Raw genomic sequence first — 20,098 nt, forward strand, 5'->3', positions numbered from 1 at the left:
CTCGTGGCACGGCTTGAAGCGACAAGGTCGGGACTGGCGCCTATTTAACACCATGCGGCGGGCGGAGTAATCGGTGGGGTGATGGTTTTGTTGGTAGATGGCCTGAGCATCCGTGCTGCCTGACCTTGCGCTTTCGCGAGCAGGCTCGCTCCCACACCGTGTTGCGTAAAGCGATAATGCCGCGCCCCGCAGGAAGACCGGCCGAACATGTTCTAGGCTCAGCGCATCCCGAATGCTGCACCGCTCAGGAATGTTGCCATGGAAGAAAAGCCGCTGATTGCCTTCAACAGTTCCAAAGCCTTGCTCGACGTGCTGATCCGCGCCGGGTTGATCGCGACCCTGGTGCTGTTCTGCTACGACATTTTCCATCCGTTTCTCAATGTGATGCTGTGGGCGTTGATCCTCGCAGTCACGCTGTACCCGCTGAACCAGAAACTCGGCGCAAAACTCGGCAACCGTTACGGTTGGGCGGCGATTGTGCTGGTATTGCTGGGGCTGGTGATCCTGATGGTGCCGCTGAGCCTGCTCGGCGCATCCGTGGCCGATTCGGTGAAGGTGGGCATGCAAACTGTGGAAGCGGGGCAGTTCGAGATTCCGCCGCCACCCGCCAATGTCGCCGACTGGCCGCTGATCGGCGCGCCGTTGTATGGCATCTGGATGCACGCTTCGCAGGACCTGAGCTGGGTGTTCAAGGAACTGGCGCCGCACCTGACCAGTTGGGGGCGGGTGCTGTTGCATCAGGCCGCCGGCGTCGGCGCAGGCATCGTGGTGTTTGTCGTTGCACTGATTGTCGCTGGACTGATCATGACCCACGGCGAACGCGGCCATCGCACAGCGGTGGCGATCACCACGCGGATTTCCGGCCCGGTGCGTGGCCCGCAGATCGCGCAGTTGTGCACCTCGACCATTCGCGCGGTGGCGCAGGGCGTGGTCGGTATCGCCTTTATCCAGATGATCCTGATCGGTGTGGCACTGGTGATCATGGGCGTGCCCGCTGCCGGCGTGCTGGCGTTGATGGTGTTGCTGCTGGGCATCATGCAACTGCCGGTGCTGTTGGTTACCGTGCCGGTGGTGGTGTTCGTTTTTGCCCATGACGGCGTCGGTGCCGGCACGATCATTTTCGCCGTGTGGATGGTGATCGCCGGGCTTTCCGACAACGTGCTCAAACCGATGTTGCTCGGCCGTGGCGTTGCCGTGCCGATGCCGGTGGTGCTGATCGGCGCGCTGGGCGGCATGGTCACCAGCGGCATCATCGGCCTGTTCACCGGGCCGGTGATCCTGGCGGTCGGTTATGAATTGTTCATCGGCTGGGTTTATCAACCGGCCGACGTCAGCGAAGTGCTGGACGAAACCTCTCACGACAATCAGCCATAAGGAACGGCGCATGCGTAACAGGCTGATGGTGCTGGCGATGCTGCTGGCTGCAACACTGTGGTCCGGGCTCGGCCAGGCACTGGAAGACACCACGACAGCAACGGACGAAGCGGTAGAACTGAAAGTGGCCAACCGCAGCATCATGCTGTTTCGCGCGACCATCCTCGGCGAGGCGCCGGCCTCACGGGTGAAGCGGGCGAAGCGGGTGATCAGTGAAGCGCTGGAGGAAGACCCTGAGCTGGAAATCAGCACTGATTCGATCCAGAACAGTTACATGGTGCTGATCGGCAATACCCGTGCGTTTATCGTTGCACCGAAAGACGTCGACAGCCTGGCCTATTCCTCGGTGCAGGAAGCCGCCGAAGGCGCAGCGGAAAAACTGCGCCAGGTGGTCAACGAGACCCGTGAGGCGCGTAACGTGCAGATGATTGTGCGTTCGCTGGCGCTGGCGGCGGTGGCCACGCTGATCTATCTGGCGCTGCTCTGGTGCCTGTCATGGCTGCGCCACAAGCTGTTGGCGAAACTGCCGGCGCTGATGGATCGCCACACCAAGGCGCTGAAGGTCGGGCGGGTGCAACTGATCGACTCGAATTTTCTCTACCCGTTGGTCAGCCGCTGTCTGTTGTTCCTGCGTTGGTTGCTGATCCTGCTGCTGTCCTACGAATGGCTGGGTTTTGTCCTGTCACGCTTCCCGTATACGCGGCCGTGGGGCGAAAGCCTCAACAACTATCTGGTGGAACTGGCCGGTTATCTGTTACAGGGCATCGTCGATGCGATACCGGGGCTGGGCGTGGCGCTGGCGATTTTCTTTATCGCCCGGGGCGTGACCGCATTTACCCGACGCATCCTGCGCCGGATGGCCGCGCCGGGGACGTTCAGCTGGCTCAACCATGAAACCCTGCAACCGACGCAACGCCTGACCGCGCTGGCAGTCTGGCTGTTTGCGCTGGCGATGGCTTATCCCTATCTGCCCGGCGCCGGGACCGATGCGTTCAAAGGCTTGTCGGTGCTGATCGGCCTGATGATTTCCCTTGGCGCCACCAGCGTCGTCGGGCAAGCGGCGGCCGGGTTGATCCTGACCTACACGCGGACTTTGCGCCCCGGCGAGTTTGTCAGGATCGGCGAGTACGAAGGCACCGTCACCGAGCTGGGCATGTTCACCACGCGGATTCGCACCGGCCTCGGTGAAGTGCTGACGCTGCCCAACTCGATGATCACCGGCACCGTGACCAAGAACTACTCGCGCACCGTGCAAGGCCCGGGCTACGTGGTCGACACGGTGGTGACCATCGGCTACGACACGCCGTGGCGTCAGGTCGAAGCGATGTTGCTGGAGGCGGCCAAACGCACGCCGGGCGTGCTCGAAGAACCGCCGGCGCAGGTGTTCCAGACCGCGCTGTCGGACTTCTATCCCGAGTATCGCCTGGTGGCCCAGGCCATCCCCAGCCAGCCGCGCCCGCGTGCGGTGTTGCTGAGCATGCTCCACGCCAATATTCAGGACGTGTTCAACGAATATGGCGTGCAGATCATGTCGCCGCATTACCTGGGCGATCCGCAGCAGGAAAAACGCGTGCCGCCGGAGCAGCGGTTCACCGCCCCGGCGCAGGCACCGAAGGATGAGTGATCCCTAGAAACGCCAGACCATGCCGCCGCCCAGCACATGCAGGGCGGCGTTTTTGTATTCGCCGGAGACCGAGCCGCCGGAGCGTGCTTTGGTCTGTTGCACGTCCATGTCGCCGAGGTAGATCAGCGTGTAGCTCATGTGCACGTCGACATCTTCCTGCAACGCATAGCTGACCCCGGTCGCCAGGCGCCACGCTTCGTTCATAGGGTTGTCGACCGTGCGATCCTTGTCGTCCACTGCCGAGGAGTCGTAACCGAGGCCGACGTTCCAGCGCAGTTTCGGGTTGATCTGGTGCTGCGCGCCGATCGAGGCATGCCAGGTGTCCTTGTATTGCCGCTGCGCCGTTCTGGAAGTCGAGCCCAGGCCGGTATCGACTTCCACGCCGACCTTGCCGAAATCGCTCCAGTCCTGCCAGCCGAGGCTGCCGAGCAGCGTCCACTGCGGATCGAGTTGGTAGGACACGCTGGTGGTGACGGTCTGCGGCACGTTCATGTCGACGTTCAGCTGATCGGCGTCGAGACGGTTGAGCGCCAGACGCAGCAGCGGATTGGTGATTTTCTTCAGCTCCGGTTTGTCTTCGAATTTGAGCTTGATCTTGCTGGTCCAGGCCAGCCCGAGCTTCGTGCGCTCGTTGAGGTTGTAGAGCACGCCGACGTTGGCGCCCGTGCCCCAGTCGGTGTCCTTGTAACGCAACTGACCATCCTCGGCGTTGCCCAGACCGAGCACGTTATTGTTGACCGCCACTTCGGTGCGGAAGTAGCCAAGCATGAAGCGCGGGCCGAGGCCGACGGACAGGTCGTCGGTGATCTTGTAGGCATAGGTGGGCTGGAATGACACACCGATAATGGCCGACTCCTGAGCGAAATAGCGCCCGGCCCAGTCATCGTCGTAGTCCAGCGCCAGACCGAAATTGCCGTACATGCCGAAGCCGATCGAGGAGCGCTCATCGAGTTGATGGCTGATGAAGAAGCTGGAGCCGGGCAGGTACTTCAAGGCGTTGCCACCTTCGTTGCCGCCGAAGGTATTGGCGTTGTCGCGGGAGAAGCTGACGTCGCCGAGGATCAACTGCGCGTTGAAGTTGATCTGCGTGCCGGCCAGTTGGCTGATGCCCGCCGGGTTGGTCATCAGAATGCTCGGGTCGCTGGCCATGACCGCAGAGCCGGCGTTGGCCAGCCCGGTGCCTTCGTGGCCGGCCTCGTAAATCATGATGCCGCCGGCTTCGGCCTGGAGGCTGGCGAAGAGCAATCCACCAGCGACCGAACTTTTGATCAGCTTGAACATGTGAACTCCTTGAATGGCATGCAATCCGGTTTCAAGGCTAGCTCAAGCTCGGCGTGGCGTCGGACCGATTGCCGACGCCGCACTGATCAATCGATGCGCGGATGCTGGAGCGCCAGTTCCTTGCGCTTGGCTTCCAGCGCGGCGATTTCGGCATCGATGTCTTCGATTTTCTGCTCGATGTTGTCGTGGTGTTCTTGCAACAGCTCCTTGGCCTCTTCGAGGTCGGAAGCCGCCGGGGCCGCGCCGCGCAAGGGCTTGTTGGCGGTTTCCTTCATGGTCACGCCAGTGACCAGACCGACCACGGCGATGACCATCAGGTAATACGCAGGCATGTACAGATCGTTGGTGCTTTCCACCAGCCAGGCCACGGCAGTCGGGGTCAGACCGGCGATCAGCACCGAAACGTTGAAGGCGCTGGCCAGCGCGCTGTAGCGGATGTGCGTGGGGAACATCGCCGGCAGGGTCGAGGCCATCACGCCGATGAAGAAGTTGAGCAGCACCGCGAGGATCAGCAGGCCGGAGAAGATCAGGCCGATGCTGCCGCTGTTGATCAGCATGAACGCCGGAATGGCGAAGATGAACAGGCCAATGCTGCCGACGACGATGAAGGGTTTGCGGCCGATCTTGTCGCTGATGAAACCGATCAGCGGCTGCACGAAGAGCATGCCGACCATGATCGCGATGATGATCAGCACACCGTGGTTTTCGCTGTAGTGCAGGTTGTGCGTCAGGTAGCTCGGCATGTAGGTGAGCAGCATGTAATAGGTGACGTTGGTCGCCGCCACTACGCCGATGCAGGTCATCAGGCTGCGCCAGTGTTTGGTTGCGACTTCCTTGAACGACACTTTCGGGCCGCCGGCGAGGCCTTCGCGGTCGCCTTGTTCGAGTTTTTCCACGTGCTGCTGGAACGCCGGGGTTTCTTCCAGGGCGTGGCGCAGATACAGGCCGATCATGCCCAGCGGCAGGGCGAGGAAGAACGGAATCCGCCAGCCCCATTCTTCGAAGCGCTGTTCACCGAGAATGGTTGAAATCAGCACCACGACGCCGGCGCCGAAGACGAAACCGGCGATCGAGCCGAAATCCAGCCAACTACCGAGGAAGCCGCGCTTACGGTCGGGCGCGTATTCAGCGACGAAGATCGAGGCGCCGGTGTATTCGCCACCGACCGAGAAACCTTGGGCCATTTTCGCCAGCAACAGCAGGATCGGCGCCCAGATGCCGATCGAGGCATAGGACGGAATCAGGCCGATGGCGAAGGTGCTCAGGGACATGATGACGATGGTCGCGGCGAGGACTTTCTGCCGTCCGTATTTGTCGCCCAGCGCACCGAAAAACAAACCGCCAAGCGGACGGATGAGGAAGGGCACGGAGAAGGTCGCCAGCGCGGCGATCATTTGCACGCCGGGATCGGCGCCGGGGAAGAAGACCTTGCCGAGCACATAGGCGACAAAGCCGTAGACGCCGAAGTCGAACCATTCCATGGCGTTGCCCAGTGCGGCGGCGGTGATCGCCTTGCGCATCTTGGCGTCGTCGACAATGGTGATGTCTTTCAAACCGATCGGTTTGACGGTGTTCTTGCGTGATTTCATTGCGCTGTTCCCGCTCGCTGATCCAGATTACCGCTGCGATGCCATCTCCATGATGGCGCCGGCTCTTCTGGCTCAGATACATGCGGACACGAAATAATTCACCGGTGGGCTGGAATTAATTTCCTGCCCGCCGCAAATCCTCTGTATCCCGCTACGGCAGCGGCGAATCCAACTCTCCGACCTGACCCAAACCCCCTGTGGGAGCGAGCCTGCTCGCGAAGGCGGCGCTACATTCAACATCGCAGTCGCCTGACCCGGCGCTTTCGCGAGCAGGCTCGCTCCCACAGTGGTTTTGTGTTTTGCAGGGATTTTGCGCACGCCGCCAATCCTGTAGGAGTGAGCCTGCTCGCGATGACGGCAGCCCTTTCACCACAAGGCTTAAAGCGCAGCCTTCACCTGCAAACCCACCACCAGCGCATTATCGATGTCCTGCCCGGAAAACGCCCCCGGTTCGATGATGTATTGCAGGTTCGGGCGCAGGGTCAGCCATGGGGTGGCCTGGTAGCCGTAACCCAGCTCGATCAACTGCTCGGCGCTATCGAGATGCGGGAACGCAGCACCATTGGCCAGCGCGGCATCCTGCTGCACATCGCGGCTGCGCGGGTTCGGCACGGCGCGGCCATAACCCAGCGCCAGGGTGTCACGCGGACGGCCTTCGAACGGTTTGTACAAAACCACGCCGGTGCCGTACCACTTGCTGAACGGCGAGGCGGCTTCACTGGCCGCCGAATACTGACCGAAAGCATGCAGGCTGCGGCCTTCGGAGGTCGGCGAACGCCATACGGCCTGATCGATCAACAAATAATGTCCGCCACGACCGGACACTTCATCGTCGCTGCCAATGCGTTTGACGTCGGAGCTGTCGTAGTAATAGCCGAGCTTGTACTCGCCCGGCAGCTCGCCGGCGTGCTTGTACACCAGCTCGATCGGCACGACGGTGCCAGTGGTGTGCTTCGGCCCCAGATGCCAGGCTCGGCTGGAATTGCCGTTGCTTTCTGGATCGACGTTAAACGCCGCCACACGCAACTGCCAGGACGGCGACAGGTCGTATTTGACCCGCACGCCCAGACGCGCGTTGGGGTAGTTGGTCCAGCCGCTGCCGCCGGACATGTTCAGCGGGTGACCGCAGAAGCCGGCGTTCATGAAGTTGCACAGAATGCCGCTGTCGAGACCGCCGAGGTCGTTGCCCATGGCCATGTAGCCGAGCTTCACGTTCAGCGCCGGGGTGAACAGGCTGCGCTCGTAACTCAGTTCAGTCAGGCGCGTGTACAGGCCGCCGTAGTTTTCCTGAATCGGCAGGCGGTTGCCGACCAGATCTTCCGAAGCGCTGTTGCCGCGACGGTCATTGATGGTCAGTTGCACTTTGCCGGCGTTGTCGACGCCGTAGAGTTTGCTCAGATCAAACTGCACGCCGAGCTTGATGTTCTGCGAGTAGCGCGCCGAACGGTGCAGGCCGCCGTCGGCGTCGTAAGCGGTTTCGCCGCTGTAATCGCCAGTGAACTTGATGCCGTCTTCATCGAGTTGATGACGCAAGCCACCCCAGTCACCGGTGAGGGTGCTGCGGGTCAGCAGATCGGAATCGCTGGCGGCCAGCGCGGGGAGGGCGGTGGTGCAGCTCAGGCCCAGCAACAGGCCAGTGGAAAGCTTGGTACGAGAAAAGCGAACAGCCGATGACATGTGAATCCTTCCTGCTGAAATCTTTAACGCAATAAAACGGCGACGCGGTGCTTTGGGGCACCGCGCGCTTGGAGGAGGTTGGTGGTGCGGCAGCGAGTTACGGCAGGGCGTAAGCCATCACGTAATCGCCACGATCGGTCGACTGGCGTGCGCCGCCAGCGGTGACGACGATGTACTGCTTGCCGGTCTTCGGCGAAACGTACGTCATCGGGCCGCCCTGGCTGCCGACCGGCAGACGGGCTTTCCAGACTTCTTCACCGTTGCCGCTGTTGAAGGCGCGCAGGTAGAAATCCTGGGTGCCGGCAATGAAGATCAGGCCGCCCTGGGTCGACAAGGTGCCGCCGAGGGTTGGCAGACCGATCTTGATCGGCAGGTGCATGCGGATGCCCAGGGGACCGGTGTCTTCAACGGTGCCGACCGGAACCTGCCATGCGACTTTCTGGGTCTTCATGTCGATCGCGGTCAAAGTGCCGAACGGCGGCGCCTGGCACGGAATGCCGGCCACCGACAGGAAGCGGTTCTTGTTCACTGCGTACGGCGTGCCTTTGAGCGGAACAGCGCCCATGCCGGTGTTCAGCGCTTCGCCACCGCCAGCGGCTTGGCCTTTGTTCTGCGACGGGATCATCTGGATCCACAGACCCAGGCGCATGTCGTTGACGAAGATGAAGCCGTGCACCGGGTCAGTGGAGATGCTGCCCCAGTTCATGCCGCCCAGCGAACCCGGGAAACTCAGCGATTTGTCGGTACCCGGTGCGGTGTACAGACCGTCGTAGCGCATGCTCTTGAAGTCGATGCGGCAGAGCAACTGATCGTACGGCGTGGCGCCCCACATGTCCGATTCGGTCAGGTGCTGCGCGCCGATCTGCGGCATGCCCACGGATTTCGGCTGAGTCGGCGAGTACGGCTCGTTAGGGATGTTCGCGGCTTTCACCGGTACTTCCTTGACTTCGGTCAGCGGCTTGCCGGTGGCGCGGTCGAGAACATAAATCTGTCCGGCCTTGGTACCGATGACCAGCGCCGGAACGCTTTGACCGTCCTTGTCGAAGTCGATCAGGCTCGGCTGCATCGGCAGGTCGAAGTCCCACAGATCGTTGTGCACGGTCTGGAACACCCAGCGTTCTTCACCGGTGCTGGCGTCCAGCGCGAGGATCGAGGCGCCGTACTTGTGGTCCAGTTCGCTACGCTCGACACCATAGATGTCGGTGGACGAGCTGCCCATCGGCAGGAACACCGTGTTGGTCGCCGCGTCGTAGGACATCGGCGCCCAGCTGTTCGGCGTGCTGCGCACGTAGGTTTTGCCGTCGGCCGGCGCGTTGCGATCCTGCGGGTTGCCCGGGTCGAACGCCCAGCGCATGGCGCCGGTGATCACGTCAAAACCGCGAATCACGCCGCCCGGCATGTCGCTTTGCACGTTGTCGGCAACACGACCGCCAACCACCACGGTGGTGCCGGCCATCAATGGCGCGGACGACAACTGATAGTAGCTGTCCGGCACATCACCCAGACCGGCCTTCAGATCGACCTGACCGTTGTTGCCGAAACCCTGGCAGAACTCGCCAGTGTCAGCATCGACCGCGATCAGGCGGGCATCGATGGTGTTGGTCAGCAGACGACGCTGGCAGTTGGCGGCCGGCTCGGGTTTGGCTTCGATGATCGGCGAATTGGCTGGCTGCGCGATGGTAGCGGTGCGATCGAAATACGCCATGCCACGGCAGCGCTGCCAGACTTTCGACTGGGCGTTGATCTGGTTTTTCCAGATTTCCTTGCCGGTGTCGGCGTCCAGCGCGATCAGGTTGTTGTGCGGGGTGCAGATGAAGACTTTGTTGCCGACCTGCAGCGGGGTGAGCTGGTCTTCGGCGCCGTTGCCATCGCTCTCGGCGACGTCACCGGTGTGGTAGGTCCACGCGACTTTCAATTTGTCGACGTTGTTGCGGTTGATCTGATCGAGCGCGGCGAAGCGGCTGCCACCTTCGGTGTTGCCGTAGTGCGCCCAGTCTTTCTGCGCCTTGGCCGGCTCGACCGGAGTCAGGCCCGGGCCAGTGCCAGTGGCGGCAACGGTTGGGTGGGCGACGAACATGTTGCCCGCCGCAACGGCCACACCGACCGCCAGCACAGCGGCCACGGCATACGCACCACGACCGGCCACGCGGCCATTGGCGCGCGCCAGCAGCGGGTAGACCAGAGCGACGACCATACCGATGGCGCTGAACATGAACAGCCGCGAGAACACCGGCCAGAACACCAGCCCGGCGTCAGCCAAGGCCCAGATCGCGGTGGCCACGAGAAATGCGGCGAACAGCCAGGCGCCTGCAGTTTTCTTCAGTGCGATCAGCACACCGGAAACGGTCATCGCCAGACCGCCGACCAGGAAGTACCAGGAACCGCCCAGGCTGACCAGCTTCACACCGCCGGCCGCGAGCGCCAGACCGAGCAGGGCGATGATCACGCCAAGGCCGACCAGAATGAACGTTGAAACGCCTGAGACGCGTTGACTGTGGTTCACATTGAAAGTCCCGTTTGAATGAAGCGCGGGATTATAGCGGTAACTAACCATTCAGTTAACCGCAGTTTTGCCATGAAAACGTGCACTTCTGTGAATCAAGCGTGGTGCAGGATGGGCAAAATGCAAGGCGAGAGGGGTTTCTCGACGTTTCAGCGGGGATGGCGAGTCGGGCTTGCAGTTGTAACGCGCATGCCCGAACACCGCAGTGAATTCACCCCTCACCCCAGCCCTCTCCCCGGGGAGAGGGAGCCGATTGGTGGCTTTTCAGAACTTGTGTTCACCTCGGTATTGCAGGTTGGAATCACTCGATCAAACAACTCGGTCAGTTCCTTCTCCCTCCGGGAGAGGGCTAGGGTGAGGGGCTTTTGAGGTTGGCCGCGATGGCAACCTTGCCCTTGGCCCGACCTTGTTCAACGTAGTGCAAGGCGTCAGCTATCTGATCGAACGGAAAAGTACGATCAACCACCGGTTTGATCACTCCTGCCTCAATCAACGCAGTGATTTTTTGCAACTGAACGCCATCGGCGCGCATGAACAGAAACGAATAACCCACCCCACGCTTGCGCGCCTTGCGCCGAATACTACTGCTGAGCAGGCGCATCACCAGCCCAAGCGGCCACGACAAACCCTGCTCCCGTGCGAACTGCGCAGTCGGCGGCCCGGACAGGGAAATCAGTTGCCCGCCTGGTTTCAACACCGTCAACGATTTCTCCAGGACATCGGTGCCGAGGCTGTTGAGCACGACGTCGTAGTCGCGCAGCTCAATGGCGAAATCCTGCTGCTTGTAATCGATCACCACATCAGCGCCCAGCGCCTTGACCCACGCGACATTCGCCGTGCTGGTAGTGGTCGCAACAAAAGCGCCGAGGTGTTTGGCCAGTTGAATGGCGACCGCGCCAACGCCACCGGAGCCGGCGTGAATCAGCACCTTCTGGCCTTTTTGCAGCCCGGCGACTTCGACCAGGGCCTGCCACGCCGTCAATGCCACCAGCGGCATGCAAGCCGCCTCGGTCATGGCGAGATTGGCGGGTTTCAACGCGATCGCTTGTTCGTCGACAGCGATGCGTTCGGCAAACGTGCCAATCCTGTTTTCAGGCGCACGCGCATAAACCTCATCGCCCGGCTTGAAACGCTTGACCGCCGCACCGGTGCTGAGCACCACGCCGGCGACATCGTTGCCCAATATCAAAGGCATTTGATAGGGCAGGATCATCTTGAATTCGCCGCTGCGAATCTTCAGATCCAACGGGTTGACGCTGCTGGCGCGCACTTCGATCAGCACGTCGTGAGCGCCAACCAGCGGTTCGGGCAGGTCGCCGATCCGGCCGTTCTGCTTGCCGTAGCGCTCGATGAAAAATGCCTTCATTGCGGATGCTCTTGTCGGTTGGAACCCGACGCATTTGCGCCGGGTTTGGATGGGTCAGGCCTGAGCCAGATAACGTTGCGCGACCGCCGACTGGCGGATCTGCCCCAACAGCCCCTGACGCGCCGCTTGCAAGGCATCCCAGCGCTCGCCTTCGTGCAGCGGCGGGATGGTCACGACTTCGCGACGGTCGAAACCGACCAGCGCGGCGTCGACCATATCGCCGACTTCCATGATGTCGGTGAGGGTGTTGATGTCGATACCGGCGCGGTCCCAGATTTCCGTGCGGGTGGCGGCAGGCAGCACGGCTTGCACGTACACGCCTTGTGGCGACAATTCCAGGCTCAGGCCCTGGGAGAGGAACAGTACGAACGCCTTGGTCGCGCCATACACCGACATGCCGAACTCCGGCGCCAGGCCCACCACCGAACCGATATTGATGATCGCGCCGTCGCCGGCCTTGGCCAGACGCGGGGCAATGGCGCTGGCCAGACGCACCAGCGCGGTGGTGTTGAGCGCGACCAGTTGCGCCACGCTGTCGGTGCTCTGCTCGATGAAAGTACCGGACTGCGCAGCGCCGGCATTGTTGACGAGAATGCCGATGCGCGCGTCGTCACGCAGACGCGCCTCGACGCTTTGCAGGTCGCTCAGTTGCGTCAGGTCGGCCTGTAGCACTTCGACATTGACGTTGTGCTCAGCGCGCAAACCGGCAGCAAGGGTGTCCAGGCGCGCCTGGTCACGGGCGACCAGCACCAGATCGTGACCGCGCTGGGCGAAACGTGCGGCGTAGACCGCGCCGATGCCGGTGGAGGCGCCAGTGATCAGAACAGTAGGGCGAGTAGTCATGGTGTGGGCTCTTTGTCAGTTGAAGACTGATTGCGGGCCTTTAGGATGATGACCGAAATCTAACCTGTCAATGGTTTTGATTATGGCCAACATCTATGTATCATCGGCCGATGAATTTTCAGCGCTGGAGGTATTCAACATGCGCGTATCCAAGGCTCAGGCTCAGGCCAATCGCGAGCACATTGTCGAAACGGCATCAGTGATGTTCCGCGAACGCGGTTATGACGGGGTCGGCGTGGCTGACCTGATGGCGGCCGCCGGTTTTACTCACGGCGGTTTCTACAAACACTTCGGCTCCAAGGCCGACCTGATGGCCGAAGCCTCGGCCAACAGCCTGGCGCATTCCGCGGCCGCCGCCGAAAGCATGAGCGTGCAGGATTTCATCGATGTGTACGTCTCACGCGAGCATCGTGACGGCCGCTCCACCGGTTGCACCATGGCAGCGCTGTGCGGCGATGCGGCGCGGCAGTCGGGGGATGTCAAAGTGGCGTTCGCTGAAGGTATCGAGCGCACGTTGCAGACGCTCGGCGAGAAATACCCCACCGCAGCGGATGCACCGCAAGGTGAGGGCAGAACCCGAATGATCGACCTGCTGGCCCGTGCGGTCGGGGCGATCATGCTGTCGCGGGCCTGCCCGGATGATTCGGCGCTGGCCGATGAGATTTTGGCGGTGTGTCACGCTTCGATGACTGAGTCGCTGCCCGTGATCGAAACTGCGGAAGAAACCACGCAGGACAGCTGAAGCGATCAGTGCTGGCGGTGCAGGGCCTTGTCGAGTGCCGCCAGCAAAACCTCTTCTTCGAAGGGTTTGCACAGGCATTCAAACGCCTGGTAATGCCCGGACTCAGCCAGCGCCGCCTCGTCCCAATGGGCGGACATGCAGATCACCGGAAACTGTCGCGACAGCTGGCGCATCACGTCGATGCCGGACAGGCCGGGCATGCGCAGATCCAGCAGCAGGCAGGCGATTTCGGCGAAGTCGGCTTCGGCGAGAAACGCTTCGCCACTGACATAAACCTGCGCGCGATAACCGACCGAACGCAGCAGATTCGACAGGCTTTTGCGCACCGACGCGTCGTCATCGACGATGCAGACAATCGTCGGTCGGGGGTTCTCGATCGCCGTCGGACGACCCGCCGGGGCGCTCACGACAGGCTCGATGGGCCAGGCGAAGGCGCAGCGCTGATCAGTCCGTAGAGTTCGACGAGGTTGACCAGCGAGCGGGTCTGCATCTTCGCCATGATGTGTTTGCGATGAACCTTGGCGGTCACTTCACTGGTGCCCAACTGGTTGGCGATCTGTTTGTTCGACAGACCGCCGACAATCAGCGGCAGCACCTCGCGCTCACGCGGTGTCAGTTGCGCCGCCAGCTGCCGCACGTGCTGAACCCGTTGCCATTGATTGAACGCAGTCGCGGCGTGTTGACGGGTGCTGCGCAGAATGCCGAGCAGTTCATCGTCATTGAATGGCTTGGTCAGGAACTCCACCGCGCCGGCCTTCATCGCCTGCACCGACATCGGAATCGTGCCGTGGCCGGTCATGAAGATCACCGGCCACGGCAAGCCGCGCTCGTTCAGCGCTGCCTGCAATTGCAGGCCTGTGGTTTCGGGCAGGCTGACGTCGAGCAACAGGCACGCCGGGCCGCTGGCGATGTCGGCCTCGAGCAGTTCTTCGGCGGACTGGAAAATCCGGTGTTCGATGCCTTCGGCGCGCAACAAACGGCTCAAGGCGCTGCGCACGCAGGCCTCATCGTCGACGATAAATACCGGCACCGAGTGCGCATCGACCGCCGGCGGCTGCGCCACCATCGGCGCCGAGGCCAGTGCGTTGAACACGGGCAGTTTGGGTTCGCGGTCTTTCAATAATCGGTAACCTCGACGGGCAACCGTCTGGATGATTTCTTTTTCCCCGAGCAGTTTGCGCAGCGAGGAAATCTGCACTTGCAGATTGTTCTCTTCGACGACGATGTCCGGCCACACCTGATTGATCAGTTCGTCCTTGCTGACGATGCGCCCGTCGGCCTGCATCAGCACCGAGAGTATTTCGAACGCCCGCCCACCCATGCGCAAGGGCCGGCCATCGAGAAAGGCTTCGCGCCGTTCCAAAGAAATCGTGGCTTGGCCGAGTCGGATCATGCGGGCCTCTGCGTTGCGGTGAGAAGGACAGGGCGCGGGCGCCGGGTTATCAGGTTCGTACGCTAGGGGACGGCCTGGCATAAAGCAATTATCCCGAGGGATAAGACGTGCGCTTCTATAGCGCAAGAAACAGCGGCGCAAGGCTCTGGACGGCCATCTTGAGGCTGCAGACGGACATCAGCGCAGCGGCTGGCCCTCTGGCAAAAAAACGCTGGGTATACTTCGCCACCAGCCTGAATCCCATTTCCAACGGTGAATGCGTATGCCCGGCCAGCCATCTTCATCTGCAATTTCCCGCGCGGCCGATGCGCCGATGCTCGATGAAGCATGGCTGGAGAACTGTCGGTTCAGTCTGCTGCGCCGTGACCATGAACTGACCTGGTTCAGCCTCGAAGACAGCCGCTCGGGCCAGAGCTGGTTCGCCGTGCGTGCGCCGATCCAGCGCCCGGCGCTGTGCCAGCGGCTGGAGCGCGATTTCCATTTGCAGTTGCCTTCGCAGTGGGCACTCAACCCGCTCGCGCTGATTCGCTCGGCGGACGGGCCGGTGTTGGTCTACCCGCAATGGGGCGCGCCGCTGGCTGGACTGATCGACGCCGCCGGCTTACCACTCGGACGAGTGTTGAATATCGCCGTCGCCGCTGCCAATGCGCTGGTCCACTCTCGCCATCCGGAATCACCGCAAAACCCCGTGGGAGCGAGCCTGCTCGCGAAAGCGTCATTCCAGCCGACATCACCCCTGACTGACCCACCGCTTTCGCGAGCAGGCTCGCTCCCACAGTGTTCTTTATTGCCTTGGCATCTGCTGGTCGATGCTGACGACAGCGTCAGGCTGATGGGCTTTCACACCCACGCGCAGGAAACGCCGGCGACCGAACTGCCGATCCTGGAACACTGGCCTTATCTGGCGCCGGAACAGCTGCAGCGCGGCGGCGTCGATTCCGATGAGCGCAGCGACGTCTATGCGCTGTCGGCAATCATCTACGAGGCGCTGACCGGGCGCCCGCCGCTGATCGCTCGCGACGCCTCGCAATGGTTGCATGTGCACGCCGCCGTCCAGCCTTTGTCGCCAGCGCAATACCAACCCGACCTGCCGCAAGGCATTTGCCATGTGCTGCTCAAGGGCCTGGCCAAGGAGCCGGACGCGCGCTATCAAAGCATCGAATCGCTGGCCGCCGATCTGACCTGGTGCCTGCGCCAATGGCAGAAAAAAGGCCAGATCGAAGCGTTCCGCCTCGGTGCATTCGATGCTCGCGCAACGGCCACGCGCGGCGATGTGCTGTTTGGTCGTGACGACGAACGTCAGCAACTGCTTGAACAGATCCAGCGCGTGCGCAGCGACGGCATCGCTCGCGTGCTGATGGTTGCCGGCGCACCGGGAGCGGGGAAGTCGACGCTGATCCAGCAAGTCCTGCGTAGCCAGGCACCCGGTTATTGGGCCAGCGGCAAGATCGAACTGCTGAACAATGACCGGCCCTTCGCGCCGCTGGCGCAGATTTTTCAGTCGCTGATCAGCCAAGTGTTGACCAAGCCCACGCTGGCCTTGCAGGCCTTGGCCGAGCAACTGCGCGAAACCCTCAAGGGCCGTGGCCGCTTGCTGCTGGACTTGGCGCCGGAAGCCGAACTGCTGATCGGCGCCACCGCCGAACTGCCGAACATGCCGGCGCGCCACGCCCTGGATCGGGTCAATCGGGCGCTGCTCGATGTGCTCGAAGTCTTTGCGCAACCGGGGCATCCGCTGCTGCTGTTTATCGACGACTTGCAGTGGGCTGACGACTCGACGCAGGCGTTTCTCAAAGCCTTTATCGCCCGACCGACGCGGCATCTGCTGCTGGTTCTGGCGTATCGCGAGGGCGAGTTGACGGAGCATCCGGGCGGCTGGCTCGATGAGATGCGCAGAGCACCCGCGCTGCCAGTCAGTGGCCTTCGACTAGGGCCGCTGTCGTTGCAGGCCGTTGCGCAACTGATGGCGGTCGAACTCGATGCTGACGTCGACAACCTTGAGGCGCTGGCCCGCGTCGTGCATTTCAAAACCGCCGGCAATCCGTTGTTCGTCAGCCAGGTGGCGCGCGCGCTGGTGGACGAGCGTCTGCTGCGTTTCGACGCGACGACGCGGCGCTGGGTGTGGAATCAGGCCGAAGTGAACGGCTATCGCTACGCCGACAACGTGGCCGAATTGATGGTGCAACGCTTGCAGCGTCTGCCGGTCAGTGCCTGTGAAGTGTTGCGCACCGCGGGTTACGTTGGTGGCCGCTGTGACGAAACGCTGTTGGGCGATTTGCTGGGGGACGATCCGGCGCAATTGCTGCGTGACGTGGATTATCTGGTCAGCGCCGGATTTCTTCTGCGCGAGCCGGGCCAACTGATGTTTCCCCACGATCGGGTGTTGGAAGCCGCCGCTGCGCTGACCCCACCGGCCGGGCGTTCGGCTGAGCATGCGCGCATCGCTGCCGCCATGCTCGATCAAAGCGGCGAGCAGCGGCAGGCGCGGGTCTTCGACATCGCCAGTCAGATTCAGCGCAGCGCCGGCAATGCGCTGCAAGCGCCTCGACGCGCTGAGTTCATCCAGTTACTGCTCGAAGCTGCCGAGCGCGCCCGCGATAGCGCCGCTGTCGAGCAGGCCGTGGATTATCTGCGCAGCGCCGAGGTATTACTCGGCGACAACGGCTGGACGCAGCTCTACCCGCAAGCCTTCGCGGCGCGCTGGCTGGCAGCCGACTGCGCGATGTTGCTGGCGGATCTGCCCGGCGCGCAACAGCGTCTCGACGACTGCCTGGAACACGCTGCCACCGTGCTGGACCGGGCGAAAACCTACCGCCTGCGCGCCAGCCTGCGCACCTTGCATTCCGATTACCACGGCGCGATCGGCGCAGCGCTGGCCGGTCTTGCCTTGCTCGATATCGACCTGCAGCGACACCCATCGAAGGCGCAACTGGGCGAAGCGTTCGAACGGGTTCGGCAATTGGTCGGTGCGCGACGGATCGCTGAGTTGACGGCGTTGCCCAAAGCCAACGAGCCGCGAATCGAAGTGGCCATGGAACTGCTGAGCACGCTGATCGCCTCGTTCTTCGTGCAGGACGACATTGCTTTTCTGCACCTGGCGAAGATGGTCGAACTGACTTTGCTCCATGGCACCACGCCGAGCAGCGGCTACGGTTTTGCCTGGTACGGCGTGATGATCGCCGACCGTTATGGCGAATATCTGGACGGTGTTGCTTTCGCCGAACTGGCGCTGGAACTGACTGATCTGCACGGCTATGAGGCAGGGCGCACCGGCACGCTGGTGGCGCTGGATCAGGTCAGCGCGTGGACCCGGCCGATGGCCTACGCGCGGCAGAAGGCTTTCGCCGCGTTTGAGTGCGGTCAGGCCGGCGGCGATCTGGGCATGTCGTGTTACGCCTGCAACCACATCGGCTCCGATCTGCTGTTCATGGGCGAGGCGCTGCCAAACGTGTTGAACGAGCTGGACGTCGGCCTGAGTTGGGTGCGGCAGTTTCACTACATCGACATCGAGCGCATTCTGCTGGCGCAACAGGCGTTTGCCAGCGATTTGCGCAATGGGCCTGAGCCTCGTTCGATCGCAATGCTGGATGCTTTGGAACATGACCGCTTCGGCCCGCTGCATCGCGACCGCGTTTCACAGCCGACGCTGTTGTGGATGTGGTTGTATTCGGGCATGTCGGCTTTCTATTTCGGTGAAGTGCGTTACGCGTTGCGCCGTTTCGAGGACGCCGAGGCGTTGACCTGGTCGCTGCCGGCGCACATTGATCTGGCGCATTACTACCTGTTCTACAGCTTGGCACTGGCCAGTCCCGAGGCGCCGGGCTCTGTTGCCGAAAAACTGCAGAAACTGGAGCAGCAACGGCAGCGTTTTCTGCCGTGGGTCGAGCTCAATCCTTCGACCTTCAGCAACAAACTGCTGCTGATCGAAGGCGCGATGGCCCGCGTGCGCGGCGAAGGGCTGGCCGCCATTCGCTGCTTCGACCAAGCGCAAATCGCGGCGGCCGCTGCCGGATTTATCCATGAGCAAGCACTGGCACATGAACAACTGGCCGAGGTCTGCCTGGCCAACGGCCTGGTCTCCGGCACGCATCATCACCTGCGTGTTGCGCGCGACTGCTATGTGCTGTGGGGCGCTGAAGCCAAGGCGCGCCAGCTCGAAGCCCAGCATCCGTTTCTCGCCCACGAGCATTCCCTGGAAGCGGGAACGCCGGTGACGCGGGTGCGCCTTGACCTGGAAGTCGGCATTGAAGCGGCACGCGCGGTCTCGCAAGAGGTGTTGCTCGATCGGCTGGTGGAGACCTTGATGAATCACTTGATGATTCAGGCCGGTGCCGATCGCGGCGCGCTGCTGTTGGTCGCCGAGGGTGAGTTGCACTTGGCCGCTGCCGCGCATGTCGAGGCGGGCAACGTGCGGGTCAGTCAGGACAACGATCGCTCGCTGGAGCAGATCGCGCCGGTTTCAGTGCTCAATTCGACCATGCGCACGCGCACGCCGCTGGTGCTTGACGATGCCCGCGTCGACTGCCCGCAAGCCTACAGCGCTGATCTGCAGCAACGGCAGACGCGCTCGCTGATGTGCCTGCCGTTGCTCAAGCAGGGCGCGCTGATCGGTCTGGTGTATCTGGAAAACAGCCTGGTACCGAAGCTGTTCAGCGCCGAACGCCTGACCATGCTGGAAATCCTCGCCTCGCAGGCAGCGGTGTCGCTGCAGACCGCGCGGCTCTACGCCCAACTGGTCGAAGACAACCGCTTGCGCGCGCAGATGGAAGCCGACTTGCGCAGCTCGCGGGCGGAACTGGCGCGCAACTCGCACCTGAAAATGATGGGCGAACTGTCGGCCTCGATCGCCCACGAAATCAGCCAGCCGCTGCTGGGCATTTCATCGAACGCCTCGGCCAGTCTGCGCTGGCTCAAGCGCGACACGCCTGATCTCGACGAGGCTATTCAGGGACTCGAAGACATCCGCTCCGACAGCGCCCGTGCCACCGAGATCGTCCAGGCCTTGCGCGCATTGGCCAGGCAGGCGCCGTTGCAACGATTGCCGGTGTCGATTGACGCGTTGATCGGTGAGGTCGTGCAACTGACGGCGAGCGATGTGCACAATCGCGGGGTGAGCTTGCGCACGCAACTCAACGCTGCTGACCCGGTACTGGGGGATCGGGTGCAGATCCAGCAGGTGATCTACAACCTGATCGTCAACGCGCTGGAAGCGATGGCTGGGCAGGGCGTGAGTGACGGGCGCCTGGTGATTGAGTCGACGCTGTCCGATGGGCAGGTCTGCGTGGCTTTTCAAGACAACGGGCCGGGGATCGCCGAGCATCAGCGTGAAGAAATTTTCGATGCGTTCTTCACCACCAAGGGCAGCGGCATGGGCATGGGCCTGGCGATTTGCCGAACGGTGATAGGCGCCCATGGCGGGACGTTGCGCGTGGAAGACAGCGAAGAGGGCGCGCGGATCTGTTTCAGGCTGCCACTTGCGCCGGACGCGAGGATCAAAAGCCCCTCACCCTAACCCTCTCCCGGAGGGAGAGGGGACTGACCTAGGTGTTTGGTCGACGTACGCCGACTTGCAATACCGAGTTGAATTCAGGTTTGGCAAAAACAAAAGCCCCTCACCCTAGCCCTCTCCCGGAGGGAGAGGGGACTGACCGAGGTGTTTGGTCGACGTACGCCGACTTGCAATACCGAGTTGAATTCAGGTTTGGC

The 20,098-nt window shown here is 62.2% G+C and carries 12 protein-coding genes; 4 read left to right on the forward strand and 8 right to left on the reverse strand.

Annotated elements, in window-relative coordinates; translation table 11 throughout:
• Window positions 1–258 precede the first annotated feature (258 nt).
• Both D6877_RS03420 and D6877_RS03425 read left to right on the forward strand, forming a co-directional pair.
• Window positions 259–1,374: an AI-2E family transporter gene (locus D6877_RS03420; RefSeq protein WP_110600494.1), complete on the forward strand. Its 1,116-nt coding sequence runs from the start codon at window positions 259–261 to the stop codon at window positions 1,372–1,374.
• 10 nt (window positions 1,375–1,384) lie between these two features.
• A complete protein-coding gene (locus tag D6877_RS03425) occupies window positions 1,385–2,998 on the forward strand; it encodes a mechanosensitive ion channel domain-containing protein (protein ID WP_130909855.1) in 1,614 nt (537 codons plus the stop codon).
• 3 nt (window positions 2,999–3,001) lie between these two features.
• On the opposite strand, the gene D6877_RS03430 is transcribed toward D6877_RS03425, so the two are convergent.
• From D6877_RS03430 to D6877_RS03460, 6 genes are all read right to left on the reverse strand, one after another.
• Window positions 3,002–4,279, reverse strand: coding sequence for an OmpP1/FadL family transporter (locus D6877_RS03430; protein ID WP_130909856.1), 1,278 nt, complete (start codon window positions 4,277–4,279; stop codon window positions 3,002–3,004).
• An 86-nt stretch (window positions 4,280–4,365) separates the two neighbouring features.
• Window positions 4,366–5,868 (reverse strand): glycine betaine/L-proline transporter ProP, encoded by a 1,503-nt coding sequence (proP, locus tag D6877_RS03435; RefSeq protein ID WP_024013032.1) that lies wholly within the window; start codon window positions 5,866–5,868, stop codon window positions 4,366–4,368.
• A 378-nt stretch (window positions 5,869–6,246) separates the two neighbouring features.
• Window positions 6,247–7,545 carry a carbohydrate porin gene (locus D6877_RS03445; protein ID WP_130909857.1) on the reverse strand — a complete coding sequence of 433 codons (1,299 nt, stop codon included), beginning with the start codon at window positions 7,543–7,545 and terminating at the stop codon, window positions 6,247–6,249.
• A 97-nt stretch (window positions 7,546–7,642) separates the two neighbouring features.
• Complete coding sequence (locus tag D6877_RS03450) at window positions 7,643–10,048, reverse strand: glucose/quinate/shikimate family membrane-bound PQQ-dependent dehydrogenase (RefSeq protein ID WP_130909858.1); 2,406 nt, start codon at window positions 10,046–10,048, stop codon at window positions 7,643–7,645.
• A 349-nt stretch (window positions 10,049–10,397) separates the two neighbouring features.
• Window positions 10,398–11,414 carry an NADP-dependent oxidoreductase gene (locus D6877_RS03455; RefSeq protein ID WP_130909859.1) on the reverse strand — a complete coding sequence of 339 codons (1,017 nt, stop codon included), beginning with the start codon at window positions 11,412–11,414 and terminating at the stop codon, window positions 10,398–10,400.
• 54 nt (window positions 11,415–11,468) lie between these two features.
• On the reverse strand, window positions 11,469–12,257 hold the full coding sequence (locus tag D6877_RS03460) for an SDR family oxidoreductase (RefSeq protein ID WP_130909860.1): 789 nt from the start codon (window positions 12,255–12,257) through the stop codon (window positions 11,469–11,471).
• A 139-nt stretch (window positions 12,258–12,396) separates the two neighbouring features.
• Between D6877_RS03460 and D6877_RS03465 the strand changes: the two genes are divergently transcribed.
• Entirely contained in the window at window positions 12,397–12,999 is a 603-nt protein-coding gene (locus D6877_RS03465; RefSeq protein ID WP_130909861.1) for a TetR family transcriptional regulator, read from the forward strand.
• A gap of 5 nt (window positions 13,000–13,004) precedes the next feature.
• Here the strand turns inward: D6877_RS03465 and D6877_RS03470 are convergent, their stop codons facing one another.
• Window positions 13,005–13,406 (reverse strand): response regulator, encoded by a 402-nt coding sequence (locus D6877_RS03470; RefSeq protein ID WP_241662845.1) that lies wholly within the window; start codon window positions 13,404–13,406, stop codon window positions 13,005–13,007.
• On the reverse strand, window positions 13,403–14,392 hold the full coding sequence (locus tag D6877_RS03475; protein WP_130909862.1) for a response regulator: 990 nt from the start codon (window positions 14,390–14,392) through the stop codon (window positions 13,403–13,405). The genes D6877_RS03470 and D6877_RS03475 overlap by 4 nt, the downstream gene beginning before the upstream one ends.
• A gap of 262 nt (window positions 14,393–14,654) precedes the next feature.
• Between D6877_RS03475 and D6877_RS03480 the strand changes: the two genes are divergently transcribed.
• Window positions 14,655–19,904 (forward strand): AAA family ATPase, encoded by a 5,250-nt coding sequence (locus D6877_RS03480; RefSeq protein WP_241662846.1) that lies wholly within the window; start codon window positions 14,655–14,657, stop codon window positions 19,902–19,904.
• The last annotated feature ends 194 nt before the right edge of the window (window positions 19,905–20,098 follow it).

The sequence above is a fragment of the Pseudomonas sp. Sample_9 genome, assembly GCF_004307535.1.
In the GTDB taxonomy this organism is placed as follows: domain Bacteria; phylum Pseudomonadota; class Gammaproteobacteria; order Pseudomonadales; family Pseudomonadaceae; genus Aquipseudomonas; species Aquipseudomonas mercuritolerans.

What these genes read in the sequence shown, in the direction of transcription:
- D6877_RS03480 (WP_241662846.1), top strand. Translation starts at nt 14,655, where the DNA reads ATGCCCGGCCAGCCATCTTCATCTGCAATTTCCCGCGCGGCCGATGCG.
- D6877_RS03430 (WP_130909856.1), bottom strand. Translation starts at nt 4,279, where the DNA reads ATGTTCAAGCTGATCAAAAGTTCGGTCGCTGGTGGATTGCTCTTCGCC.
- D6877_RS03455 (WP_130909859.1), bottom strand. Translation starts at nt 11,414, where the DNA reads ATGAAGGCATTTTTCATCGAGCGCTACGGCAAGCAGAACGGCCGGATC.
- D6877_RS03425 (WP_130909855.1), top strand. Translation starts at nt 1,385, where the DNA reads ATGCGTAACAGGCTGATGGTGCTGGCGATGCTGCTGGCTGCAACACTG.
- D6877_RS03420 (WP_110600494.1), top strand. Translation starts at nt 259, where the DNA reads ATGGAAGAAAAGCCGCTGATTGCCTTCAACAGTTCCAAAGCCTTGCTC.
- proP (WP_024013032.1), bottom strand. Translation starts at nt 5,868, where the DNA reads ATGAAATCACGCAAGAACACCGTCAAACCGATCGGTTTGAAAGACATC.
- D6877_RS03460 (WP_130909860.1), bottom strand. Translation starts at nt 12,257, where the DNA reads ATGACTACTCGCCCTACTGTTCTGATCACTGGCGCCTCCACCGGCATC.
- D6877_RS03475 (WP_130909862.1), bottom strand. Translation starts at nt 14,392, where the DNA reads ATGATCCGACTCGGCCAAGCCACGATTTCTTTGGAACGGCGCGAAGCC.
- D6877_RS03445 (WP_130909857.1), bottom strand. Translation starts at nt 7,545, where the DNA reads ATGTCATCGGCTGTTCGCTTTTCTCGTACCAAGCTTTCCACTGGCCTG.
- D6877_RS03465 (WP_130909861.1), top strand. Translation starts at nt 12,397, where the DNA reads ATGCGCGTATCCAAGGCTCAGGCTCAGGCCAATCGCGAGCACATTGTC.